This is a genomic window from Enterococcus sp. 7E2_DIV0204, from assembly GCF_002140855.1.
Classification (GTDB): domain Bacteria; phylum Bacillota; class Bacilli; order Lactobacillales; family Enterococcaceae; genus Enterococcus_L; species Enterococcus_L lemimoniae.
In genome coordinates, this window is sequence record NZ_NGKY01000001.1 from 2,949,893 (window position 1) to 2,962,197 (window position 12,305).

At 35.9% G+C, this 12,305-nt stretch carries 13 protein-coding genes; 11 read left to right on the forward strand and 2 right to left on the reverse strand.

Going from position 1 to position 12,305, the window contains the following annotated elements; all coding sequences use genetic code 11:
• Position 1: 1 nt before the first annotated feature.
• From A5819_RS13700 to A5819_RS13710, 3 genes are all read left to right on the forward strand, one after another.
• A complete protein-coding gene (locus tag A5819_RS13700; protein ID WP_086279309.1) occupies positions 2–775 on the forward strand; it encodes a DUF1295 domain-containing protein in 774 nt (257 codons plus the stop codon).
• A gap of 12 nt (positions 776–787) precedes the next feature.
• Positions 788–1,594, forward strand: a complete 807-nt coding sequence (locus A5819_RS13705) for a TspO/MBR family protein (RefSeq protein ID WP_086279310.1) — start codon at positions 788–790, stop codon at positions 1,592–1,594.
• 62 nt (positions 1,595–1,656) lie between these two features.
• A complete protein-coding gene (locus A5819_RS13710) occupies positions 1,657–2,223 on the forward strand; it encodes a TetR/AcrR family transcriptional regulator (RefSeq protein ID WP_086279311.1) in 567 nt (188 codons plus the stop codon).
• A 45-nt stretch (positions 2,224–2,268) separates the two neighbouring features.
• Here A5819_RS13710 and yidC read toward each other — a convergent pair whose 3' ends face one another.
• On the reverse strand, positions 2,269–3,198 hold the full coding sequence (gene yidC / locus A5819_RS13715) for a membrane protein insertase YidC (protein WP_086279312.1): 930 nt from the start codon (positions 3,196–3,198) through the stop codon (positions 2,269–2,271).
• A gap of 120 nt (positions 3,199–3,318) precedes the next feature.
• Positions 3,319–3,594, reverse strand: coding sequence for an acylphosphatase (locus A5819_RS13720; RefSeq protein WP_086279313.1), 276 nt, complete (start codon positions 3,592–3,594; stop codon positions 3,319–3,321).
• Between the two features lie 120 nt (positions 3,595–3,714).
• On the opposite strand from A5819_RS13720, the gene A5819_RS13725 reads away from it, so the two are divergent.
• The 8 genes from A5819_RS13725 (at position 3,715) to A5819_RS13760 (ending at position 12,252) form a co-directional block, all read left to right on the forward strand.
• Positions 3,715–4,485 carry an RNA methyltransferase gene (locus A5819_RS13725; RefSeq protein WP_086279314.1) on the forward strand — a complete coding sequence of 257 codons (771 nt, stop codon included), beginning with the start codon at positions 3,715–3,717 and terminating at the stop codon, positions 4,483–4,485.
• 236 nt (positions 4,486–4,721) lie between these two features.
• Positions 4,722–5,510, forward strand: coding sequence for a 30S ribosomal protein S2 (gene rpsB / locus A5819_RS13730; RefSeq protein WP_010764803.1), 789 nt, complete (start codon positions 4,722–4,724; stop codon positions 5,508–5,510).
• Positions 5,511–5,860: 350 nt separating this feature from the next.
• Positions 5,861–6,742, forward strand: a complete 882-nt coding sequence (tsf, locus tag A5819_RS13735; protein WP_086279315.1) for a translation elongation factor Ts — start codon at positions 5,861–5,863, stop codon at positions 6,740–6,742.
• A 281-nt stretch (positions 6,743–7,023) separates the two neighbouring features.
• On the forward strand, positions 7,024–7,746 hold the full coding sequence (gene pyrH, locus A5819_RS13740; RefSeq protein WP_086279316.1) for a UMP kinase: 723 nt from the start codon (positions 7,024–7,026) through the stop codon (positions 7,744–7,746).
• A 3-nt stretch (positions 7,747–7,749) separates the two neighbouring features.
• Positions 7,750–8,307 (forward strand): ribosome recycling factor, encoded by a 558-nt coding sequence (gene frr, locus A5819_RS13745; protein WP_086279317.1) that lies wholly within the window; start codon positions 7,750–7,752, stop codon positions 8,305–8,307.
• A gap of 229 nt (positions 8,308–8,536) precedes the next feature.
• Positions 8,537–10,003: an ABC transporter permease gene (locus tag A5819_RS13750; protein ID WP_086279318.1), complete on the forward strand. Its 1,467-nt coding sequence runs from the start codon at positions 8,537–8,539 to the stop codon at positions 10,001–10,003.
• 13 nt (positions 10,004–10,016) lie between these two features.
• The gene (locus A5819_RS13755; protein ID WP_086279319.1) at positions 10,017–10,691 is read left to right on the forward strand and encodes an ABC transporter ATP-binding protein; all 675 of its coding nucleotides are present in this window, start codon (positions 10,017–10,019) and stop codon (positions 10,689–10,691) included.
• Entirely contained in the window at positions 10,684–12,252 is a 1,569-nt protein-coding gene (locus tag A5819_RS13760) for a PASTA domain-containing protein (protein ID WP_086279320.1), read from the forward strand. Before A5819_RS13755 ends, A5819_RS13760 begins: the two co-directional genes overlap by 8 nt.
• Positions 12,253–12,305: the final 53 nt, after the last annotated feature.

Consider the following 12,305-nt stretch of genomic DNA (forward strand, 5'->3'; position numbering starts at 1 on the left):
TATGACTATTTTGATTATTAGTGGTGTTATTTTTACTTATTTTACGTTGTTATTTTTTTTAGCGCAGTATCTTCATAATAATTCTATTGTAGATTTAGCTTGGGGGATGGGTTTTGTTCTTGTTGCAATTACAGGATATTTCATTATGCCCCAAAAAACAACCGCTAGTACAATCGTACTGGTATTAGTGACGGTATGGGGGTTACGCTTGTTTTTTCACTTAGCTAAACGGAACATCGGAAAACCGGAAGACTACCGTTACGTAAATATGAGAAAGCGCTGGGGGCATCATTTTGCAAAATTGAAAGCTTATCTAAATGTTTTTGTTCTTCAAGGAGTCTTGCTATTAGTGGTTTCAATGCCAATACTATTTGTTATGACAAGTTCAACAGATGCATTTTACTGGTGGAATGGATTAGGTATTGTGATTTGGGGTGTAGGGTTTGCATTTGAAACGATTGGTGATACTCAGTTGACAAATTTCAAAAAGAACGGCAGTAATCAGGGGAAGCTTTTAACAACTGGCCTGTGGTCTATCACAAGACACCCCAATTATTTTGGAGAAGCACTTAGTTGGTGGGGGATTTTTCTGGTCACTTTGAGCGAGCTGCGAAATAGTTGGGGACTTATTGGTCCTTTGACAATCACTTTATTACTTTTATTTGTATCAGGTGTTCCTTTGTTAGAAAAAAAATACAAAGATCGTCCGGATTTTATTGCCTATGCAGATAAAACACCAAAATTTGTTCCATTTTTTGGAAAAAAAGGCTTATAAGGAGGAATTAGCATGTCTAAAAGTAACTCTTTAGGTACGAAATTATTGCTGACGATTATTTATTTCGTTATGATTGCAGTTAATGCAGCAGCTGTATTATTGCCATTAAATGGGATGACGACACAAGAAGTTTCAGATACTTATCCCAATTTATTTGCTCCAGCTGGTTTAACTTTTTCGATTTGGTCAGTAATTTATCTAAGTTTAGCAGGATTCGTTGTGTATCAATGGTTTAAACCAGCTGATCAATCTGTTTTAAACGACCGGCAAATTCGTAGAAAACTTAGCATACTATTTATTACTTCTTCTATTCTAAATAGTGCTTGGCTATTGGCATGGCAATATTTACAAATTGATTTATCAGTGGTGATCATGTTGGCTTTGTTAATCGTTTTGATTTATACAAATCATATGCTGACTAAAGCTTCATTAACGAAGAAGGATTACTTTTTTATCCGGTGGCCTTTTAGCGTTTATTTTGGCTGGATCACGATTGCAACAATCGCCAATATCACAGCTTTCTTAGTCGATAAAAATATCGCTGTTTTGCAAAATAACCAAGTCGTGTGGACGATTATTATCTTGATCGTGGGTTTAGTCATTATTGCCACAACAATCATTCGGAATCAAGATATAGCTTATGGTCTAGCAACATTGTGGGCGTATTATGGAATTTTGCTCAAACACCAGGCTCTCGATGGGTGGGCTGGAGCATATCCAGAGATTATTACTACGGTGGCAATTTGTTTAGGAATTTTAGCGATTCTCTGTCTGTATGAAGCAGCACAACTTTTTAAACATAAAAAGAGTGTTATCTAGTATAGGTTTCTTGGTCTGCTTCTGTTAAAATAGGAGTGAAATCAACTATAGGTGGCTAAACAATGGATAAAGAAACGAAAAATACAAGAGAAAAAATTATTCAAGTCGCAACAAGATTATTTATGGACAATGGCTATCAGAGCACCTCGACAAGACAAATCGCACAGCTAGCTGAAGTGACCCAGCCTAATTTATATCATCATTTTAAGAATAAAGAGGCCGTTTATGTGGGGGTCATTGAAAGCTTGTTAGGCGATGTAAACGAAGAACTAGTGTTGATCGTGGAAGATCAACATCTTGATACAATCAATAAATTACAAAGATTTGCAGTCTGTCTGAAAACAAAGCATCCATTTGATTTTGATTTAATGATGCATGATTTTCGGACCAAATTAACGAAAGAGACGCAACTCAAATTATTTACATTATGGAATCAATCGTATAAGAAGCCTTTGCTGGAGCTCTTTGAAAAGAGTGATTTTAATATTCGTAAAGGCTTATCACCAGAGGTTGCAACGACACACTTTCTTAACACTTTATCTCCTTATATCAAAACAGAGCAAAGAAGCTCCGTATTAAGTATTGCACAGGTAGTTGATTTGTTTGTGTTTGGTGTTTCAGTAAATTAAAAAACAAGACCCAACGCAGTCAATCCGTTGGGTCTTGTTTTTTTGTTACTTTCTATTTTGTTTTCCAGCATTTCTACCTTTTTTAGAAGTATTGTTTTGAGGTGTTGCTTTTTGTACTGTTTTCTCTTGTGTTGGTGTTACATCTTTACGTGGTGTAATCACTTGTTTCGGTGGATTTTGTTTCAATTCCTCTGCCACTTGGGCTTTGATTCTTGGTTTTAAGAATTGATTTGTGATTAATGTTTGGATACTACTGAAGATCCCACCGACTACCCAGTATAATGTTACACCAGCTGGAGAGCTGATTGACATAAATACAATCATTAAAGGTGACACGATCAACATTGATTTCATGGTTTTCTTTTGTTCTTCTGGAATACCAATAGTAGAAAGATACCCTTGAAGTAAATAGGCAACACCGGCTAAAATAACGAAAATCATGCTTGGTTGACCAAGATTAACGCCGAAAAATGAGGCGTCCCCAATACCTTTTGTATAACGAGCAGCAAAGAATAAGGCAGAGAAGATTGGCATTTGGATCAATAATGGTAGACAACCGATTCCACCCATCATGCTCATGTTGTTCTCTTTGTAGACTTGTTGCATCTCAGCTTGAGCTTGCATTTGCTCTTCACGTGTTGTTGCTTCTTTGACCTTGGCTTGAGCCGCATCGATTTGAGGTTTGATTGCTTGCATTTTTTCTGTTTGGATCATACTTTTTTTCGATTGATTCAAGCCTAAAGGCATAATAATCAAGCGAACGATGATCGTGATAAAAATGATTGCCCAGCCATAATTCCAATTGAAATTATCAACAAGGTATGTAATGGCACTACTCATTGGTTTTACTAAAAAATTGTAGATGATTCCTTCACCAGTTGGTTGACCATCCGATCCCGTTTTTACACATCCAGATAAAAATAGGACTAAAGTAAATAGGCCAGAACTCAGTAGCCACTTATTTAATTTTCTCATTTTATTCTTTCCTTTTCTAAAAAATTTGCACAAGGTTAACTATACTTGAAAAAGCGTTTTTTTTCAATAAAAATTAGAAGAATCCGCCTCAAGACTGAGCAAGATTCTTCTTGATCTAAATCAATTTGTTACTTTGAAGCTAGTATATTCTTCCATCAACGGGTCTTCTTGAATATCAACATACGTAACACGGCCTACAGGACTAGGAGAGTCTTTGATTTTTTGGATAAATTGTACCATAGCATCGTCTTCACCCAAAGATTCAATAGAAACAGAACCGTCATCTTCATTTCGTACAGTGCCGTGAATACCTAATTCATCTGCAACCATTTTAGTCATATAGCGAAACCCAACACCTTGAACTCTTCCCTGTACATTCATACGTACCTTTCTCATTGATTCTACACCTCGCTTTTAATTAAATTAATGATAGCGATTTTTTGAACATATGGCAAGTAAAGTTGTGATTGTTTGATTGAAAAAAAACATGGTATAATGCTCGTGTGAGGTGTAGAAATGAAAGAAATTTTATCAACAAAGAATACGATGATCAAAGAGTTAAAAAAACTACATAAAAAAAAGCATCGTGAAGACAATCAAGAATATATGATTGAAGGCTTCCATTTGATTGAAGAGGCAGTTAAAGCAAATGCGCAAATCAAATGGATCCTCTTTAATCAACGAGGGGAATCAGAATGGTCAGCTTGGTTAAACGATCAATCACAAGAACAACTAATTCGTGTTTCTGATGAAGTCCTAGAGTCTATTTCCGAATTACCAACGCCTCAAGGAATGATCGCAATCATTATGATGCCGACAGAAGAAGACATCCAATTAGAAGGTGGGTGGTTACTTTTAGATAATGTCCAAGATCCTGGGAATGTCGGCACTATGATTCGAACGGCTGATGCAGCAGGTCTTTCTGGTGTGATCTTAGGCGAAGGCAGCTCAGATATCTATAATACCAAGGTACTTAGAGCAATGCAGGGAAGTAATTATCATTTACCTGTCATCCGTAAACCTTTAGTTGAAATGATCAACAAATTTAAAGCAGCCAAAATACCTGTTTATGGAACCGAATTAAATCCAGAAGCCATTGCCTATCAGAAATTAACTGGATTAGATCAGTATGCCTTGATTATGGGGAATGAAGGGCAAGGAGTTTCATCTGAAATTTTAGAACTGACAGACCAAACTATTTATATTCCGATCAGAGGGGCAGCTGAATCCTTGAATGTTGCAATTGCAGCGGGAATTTTAATGTATCATCTGGAACTTAATAAGTAGTACCATTTACTAGCTAACTGAAATACAAGATTTCATTCGTTTTTTCAATGACTTTCTAAAAAAAATACTTGATTCGGTTGAAATATATAAAATAATCATGTATACTAGACAACGGTGTGAAAACACTAAATCCACATCCTGATTTGATTTGTAAGGCGGTGCTACTTTTAGTAGTTCCTTATAGATATGAGAACAGGAGAGGGAACAAATAAAAACCAAATTGGAGGAAACAACACATGGCAGTAATTTCTATGAAACAATTACTAGAAGCTGGCGTACACTTTGGACACCAAACTCGTCGCTGGAACCCAAAAATGAAGAAATACATCTTCACAGAAAGAAACGGAATCTACATCATTGACTTACAAAAAACAGTTAAATTAGTAGATGCTGCTTACGATTACATGAAAAATGTTGCTGAAGACGGCGGCGTTGCATTATTCGTAGGAACTAAAAAACAAGCACAAGAAGCGATTAAAGACGAAGCGATTCGTTCAGGTCAATACTTTGTTAACCACCGTTGGTTAGGTGGAACATTGACTAACTGGGATACAATCCAAAAACGTATCAAACGTTTGAAAGATATCAATAAAATGGAAGAAGACGGAACTTTTGATGTTCTTCCTAAAAAAGAAGTTGTTGGTTTAAACAAACAACGTGAACGTCTAGAAAAATTCTTAGGTGGTATTCAAGATATGCCTAGAATTCCAGATGTAATGTACATTGTTGACCCTCGTAAAGAACGTATTGCTGTTCAAGAAGCTCAAAAATTGAACATCCCAATCGTAGCGATGGTTGATACAAACTGTGATCCAGATGAAATCGATGTAGTAATCCCATCAAATGATGATGCGATTCGTGCGGTTAAATTGATCACTGCTAAAATGGCTGATGCGTTCATCGAAGGAAACCAAGGTGAAGATCAAGCTGTAGAAGAAATCTTTGTTGAAGCAGCTCCAGAAGCAGCAACTTCAATCGAAGAAATCGTTGATGTTGTTGAAGGCGCAAACGATTCAGCAGAATAATTTAAAATAACGGAGCTGTCTCGAAGGCTAGGCGAAAAAGCCTGATTCTCCTTTGAGATAGCTTTTTTTAAACGAATTTTACAATTCATATTATCTAGCTTCATGAGCTAGCCTTTCGGGAAAAAGATAAAAATGGAGTGAGATGAAGAGCATCTCAATCAATTTTCCTATTTTCCTGTCAAGGCTTAACGAGCTCATTTAGCTTTTAAAATTATCTAGCTACGCAGGCTAGCTCTTCGGAAAAAAGATAAAATATAAATGAGGCAAAAAGCACCTCAGTTATATTTTCCTATTTTTCAGTCAGAGCCGGACGAGCCTGCTACGCTTTTAAAACTTAGGAGGAACAAAAAATGGCAGATATTTCAGCAAAATTAGTTAAAGAATTACGCGACATGACAGGTGTCGGTATGATGGACGCAAAAAGAGCGTTAGTAGCAGTAGAAGGTAACATGGAAGCAGCAGTTGATCATTTACGTGAAAATGGTATGGCTAAAGCTGCTAAGAAAAATGATCGTGTTGCAGCTGAAGGTTTAGCAAATGTTGCTTCAAATGGTAACTTTGCAGCTATCGTTGAAGTGAACTCTGAAACAGACTTCGTTTCTAAAAACGAAATGTTCCAAGATTTAGTTAAAAAAATCGCAACTGAAATTGCAACAAACAAACCAGCTAACTTAGAAGAAGCTTTAGCAATTAAAACAGACAAAGGCACTCTTGAAACTGAATTGATCGAAGCAACAACTGTTATCGGTGAAAAAATCAGTTTCCGTCGTTTTGAATTAGTAGAAAAAGCTGACAATGCAGCATTTGGTGCTTATTTACACATGGGTGGCCGTATTGCCGTATTAACAGTATTAGAAGGAACAACGGATGAAGAAGTTGCTAAAGATGTTGCAATGCATGTTGCAGCAATCAACCCTCGTTATGTTAACGAAACTCAAATTCCTCAAGAAGAATTAGAGCATGAAAAATCAATTCTTTCTGAACAAGCATTAAACGAAGGCAAACCAGCGAATATCGTTGAAAAAATGGTCGTAGGACGCTTGAACAAATTTAAAGCTGAGATTTCATTAGTAGATCAACCATTTGTTAAAGATCCTGATATGACAGTTGAAAAATATGTTGCATCTAAAGGTGCGACAGTTAAATCATTTATCCGCTTTGAAGTTGGCGAAGGAATTCAAAAACGTGAAGATAACTTTGCAGACGAAGTAATGAGCCAAATCAAAAAATAAATCTGTTACGTATGTGACAGTTGAGGTTGGGACAGAAGTGTTTAACCCCGAGAAATAAGAAGGAATTCACGAAAATTGCTCTTCAAATTTTTGTGAATTCCAGCTTATTTCCGAAGGGGTTGCTTCTACTCCCACCGTTTATTCGTATTTAGGGTGTGAAACAAAAGTGTTTTTTACTTTTGTCCCACACTCTTTTTTTAGGCAAATCAAAAGAAATAGACTGGCAGAATGCCTAGAGTATGTTAAAATGTTCTTAGACAAATGGTGGAGGGAAAACAAAAATGGTAAAACCTAAATATCAACGTGTTGTATTAAAGTTAAGTGGCGAAGCTTTGGCCGGAGAAGAAGGGTTTGGAATAAAACCTCCAACAATCAAAGAGATTGTAGAAGAAATCAAAGAAGTTCATGAATTAGGTATCGAGATGGCAATTGTTGTTGGTGGTGGAAATATCTGGCGTGGGCAAATTGGTGCTCAAATGGGTATGGAACGCGCTCAAGCAGATTATATGGGAATGTTGGCTACTGTAATGAATGCTTTAGCCTTACAAGATACCTTAGAAAATATAGGTGTTCCAACTCGTGTTCAAACATCCATCGAAATGCGTCAAATTGCGGAGCCATATATCCGTCGACGTGCGGAACGTCATTTAGAAAAAGGACGTATCGTGATTTTCGCTGGGGGAACAGGGAACCCATACTTCTCTACCGATACTACTGCAGCGTTACGTGCAGCAGAAATCAATGCCGATGTCATTTTAATGGCTAAAAACAATGTTGATGGTGTATACTCTGCCGATCCTAAATTGGATTCAAGCGCAGTCAAATTTGAAGAATTGACACATTTAGATGTAATCTCAAAAGGATTGCAGGTAATGGACTCAACAGCTAGTTCGCTAAGCATGGATAATGATATTCCATTAGTCGTTTTCAATTTAAATGAAACAGGTAACATTCGCCGCGCATGTCTTGGCGAAAATATTGGAACAACCGTAAGGGGGAAATAAAAAATGAGTGGAACTGTATTAGCAACAGCAAAAGAAAAAATGAGTAAAGCAGAACAAAGTTTACAACGTGAACTTGGTCAAATCCGTGCAGGACGTGCCAATGCAAGTCTGTTAGACAGAATTCAAGTGGATTACTATGGCGCACTTACACCAGTGAACCAACTTGCTGGAATTAATATTCCAGAAGCACGTGTTTTAATGATCACGCCATTTGATAAAAACTCACTGGAAGATATCGAAAAAGCTATCCAAGCAAGTGATATCGGTATTAGCCCGACCAATGACGGCACGGTGATTCGTTTAGTGATTCCGCAATTAACAGAAGAACGTCGTAAAGAATTAGCAAAAGACGTGAAAAAAGCTGCAGAAAACGCTAAAATTGCTGTTCGAAACATTCGTCGTGATGCAATCGATGAACTAAAAAAACAACAAAAAAGTAACGATATTACTGAAGATGAATTACGCAGCTTGGAAAAAGAAGCACAAAAGCTAACAGATGATAGTGTTAAAAATATTGATACTATTACTGCTGAAAAAGAAAAAGAACTTCTAGAAGTTTAAGAATATTAATAGAAAAAACAACAAGGTTCCCGCTTTTTCCAGTGGTGAGTCTAGTTGTTTTTTGTTTTATTTAATATAATTGTTATTTTATTAGTATAAAACAAAAAACATAAAATTATAATCTATTGGATGAGTAAGAATAAGCAACTATGCTGAAAAACATCTTGTTAAAGGTGAAGTGTTATGGAATAATGAGAGTAACTTTATTTTTTTAAAAGGAGTTGATAAAGTGAATTTTATTAATCGTGCATTATGCAGCGTTACAAGAAAAAAGGGGAAATCACTCATTTTATTTGCAGTGATATTTGTCTTGGGGAATGTTATTGCAGGATCGATCGCAATTCAACAGTCGACACAGAATGTTGAAAAAAGCGTCAAAAAACAGTTAGGTGGTATGGCGACTATTCAACTTGATTACGAAAATAATCAAGAAGAGTTTGCAAAAGAAGACCTTAAAATTGATCAACTTAAAGTTGATTTGATGAAAAAAATCGGGAATTCTCCTTATGTGAAATACTATGATTACAATGCTCTATCAATGTCACAAACGAAAGAATTGAAAAGTGCAACATTAGATGCAGAACAATCAGGAGCAATGATGGAAGGATTTACCTTAAAAGGTTCAAACTATCATAAAATTTTAGATGTTGAAGAAAAAAGTATAAAGTTAGTAGACGGTAAAGTGTTTACTCAAGAAGAGGTTGATAACGGTAAAAACGTAGGGCTGATTTCTTCGAAAGTTGCAGAAGAAAATGGACTTTCAGTTGGAGATCAAATGGTGATGGATACTCGAGGCTATGACTATAATGAGAGTGGCGAAGAAAAGGAATTATTTAAAATAGATGTTCCTATACAAATTATAGGGATTTTTGAGCCAACTACGGTAGAAATGAAAGATAAAGAGAAGAAAAAGAATGATGAACAAGAAATGAATCAGCAATTTATGTCATTACAACAAATCAATACGATTTACTTACCAAATAAAACTGTACTAGAAATCAATAAAGACTATACAGAAAAATTAAAAAAAGTCGCACCAGATAGTATGTTTATTCCAGAAGAAGACCAAGAAGAATATTACACACCTATCTACGTACTAAAAAGCCCAGATGACGTAGAAGCCTTTAAACAAGAGACGCAACCTCTGTTACCTAAGTTGTATACAGTCAAAGCATCGACTGATCAATACGAACAAATTGGCGGCAGTATGAAAAAAATGTCTCAAATTTCAGGTTATGTCGTGATGATTGCCGTTATCGCCACATTGTTGATTATTTCCCTTGTGGTTTTATTGTTTATGCGTGATCGTAAACATGAATTAGGCATTTATCTATCATTAGGTGATAAACGAAGTCATGTCATGGGACAAATTATCATTGAAATGCTGATAATAAGTGGAATCGCATTGATTTTGTCGCTGATCACAGGTAATTTCTTAGGGAAAATAGTTTCAGAGTCCTTACTAAATAGTGATCTATTAAGTAATTCTAACGATCAAATGAATATGTATATGGGATTAGATGGATTAGGGTCAACCATGTTAACATCGGATGACATCATGAATGCGTATGAAGTAAAATTCTCATTAGGCTATATCATTACCTATTTAGTTGTTGGATTAGGAACAGTATTGTTAGCGGCTATTTTACCGTTGCTCTATATTGTTCGATTGAATCCAAAGAAAATCATGATGTAGGGGGTTAGAAAAAATGGCGATTTTAGAAACGAAAAATCTCAGCTATTTTTATCAAGATGGCGATCAGCGCCGTTTTATTTTAAAAGATACTAGTGTTTCATTTGAACAAGGAAAATTTTACACGATCTTAGGACAATCTGGCTCAGGAAAAACGACCTTTCTTTCTCTGATCAGTGCTTTAGATACGCCAAAAGAAGGACAAGTTCTACTAAAAGGGCAAGATATTAAGGCAATTGGCTATGAAAAATACCGTCGTGATGATATTAGTATCATCTTTCAAAGCTATAATTTAGTTCCTTATTTGACTGCTTTAGAAAATGTCTTAGTTGCAATGTCGATTACAGATAATGAGCTGCCAGCGAATCAAAAAGAAGTGGCCTATAACCTCTTGGATTATATTGGTATTACGAGCGAAAAGGCAGACCGACTTGTAAACCAACTCTCTGGTGGTGAACAACAACGTGTTGCAATTGCTAGAGCTTTAGCAACAAATGTCGATATCATTTTAGCGGATGAACCAACAGGAAATTTAGATGAAGGTATGGAACAAGAAATTGTCGACATCTTTCAAAACCTTGCTAAAGTCCATAATAAATGTGTTATTGTTGTGACACATTCCAATGATATTGCTGACCAGTCTGATGAGACTTACTACCTGAAAAAAGGTGTGTTAAAAAAATATGAGTGATTTTCTATCAAATTTCAGCGGGGAAAACTATGAAAAAACCCGTCAGGAAAAAAATAAGCAAAAAGAGCAGTCAGACAAACTGGAACGGAAAAAAATAGCAAGACCAGAAAAAAAAGCAAGCAAGCAAGAGCTGTTAGCGGATAAAGCAGTCCAACCTGAAGCTTCCTTTGGACCGCAAAACAGTCCTGAAAATGAGGGGAACTCTACTGGGGAACAGTACAAGAGCCTAACAAGCGAGCCAGAAGACTCAATCTATATCAAAAAACGCATCAAAAAGAAAAAAAACGAACCGAAAAAAGCAACCACTACTAGTGAACCAGTGACAACAGCAACTGTAAATCAGTCCAAGAATCCTGATGAAGTGATCGAAACAGATCCCACATATAAAAAGAAAAAAATCCGTAAATTTATTCTTTTTGGCTTAGGTGGTTTAGTCGCTGCCCTATTATTATACTTTGGGTATTATCAATTGACCCATGTCAAAGTACCAGATTTTGAAGGAAAAGAATTATCAGAAGTACGCGTCTGGACTACGGAAAATGGTGTGAAACTCCAAGTTGAACAGAAATATGATTTTGCTAAAGAAGCAAACATCGTTATCCATCAAAATGTGAAAAATAAAAAAATAAAAAAAGGCAAAGAATTAGTTGTTGATGCAAGTCTGGGTGCAGATCCTGAAGAGGCTATTTTGCTTCCTGATTTTAAAGAAATGAAATTAAACGATGCAAAAAGCTGGATCAAGGAACAAAAAGCTGAAAACTTGGCAATCATTGAAGAGTACAGTGACAAAGTTGCAGCTGGTGATTATCTAAAATTTGAGATAACCAATAAAGATGTAAAAGCTGAAAATTATAAACGTAAAGATAAAGCAAAAGTTTATTTCTCCAAAGGCAAAGAAGTCTTTGAAAAAAATATTTCAGTACCTGACTTTGCTGGAAAAGCGAAAGAAGAAGCAACAGAATGGGCGAAGAAAAATGAGATTACGCTGAAAACCGATGAAGCCGATTCCGAAACAGTGGAGAGTGGCAAAGTCATTTCACAAAGTATTGGCAAAGATACTAAAGTTGCGAAAAAAGAATCGATGTCGGTCACTGTCTCAACAGGTAAAGCTATCGTAGTACCTGATTTTTCACAGTTTACTGCCGAAGAAGCAGAATCAAAAGCAAATGGCTTACAAGTACAAGTAAAGCAGTTGTTTAATGATCAAGTTCCTTATGGCCAATTTATTAGTCAATCAGTAGAAATTGGGAAAAAATATACTGAAAAAGAAGAGAAACCTGTGGTCCAAGTAGTCTATTCATTTGGGAAACCATACCTTAAAGATTTACGGGATAGTACGTTAGAAGGCGATCTTCAAAAGATTTTTTATGATGAATATCAATCTAAAGGTGCGAACATCACGTATCAAGTTTATTACGTAGATTCTACTGTGACAAAAGGAACGGTAGTTAAAATGAGTCAATACAATGAATTCATCCCAATCAATTCTGTGGTTCAAATTGGGATCAGTAAAGGGAATTTAAAACCAGAAGAAAATAAACCCTCTGACAAACCAGAGTAGCCATTTATTTCGTTTAAGAGTATGAGATAAAACTGATTTTAGTTTTGTTTCAT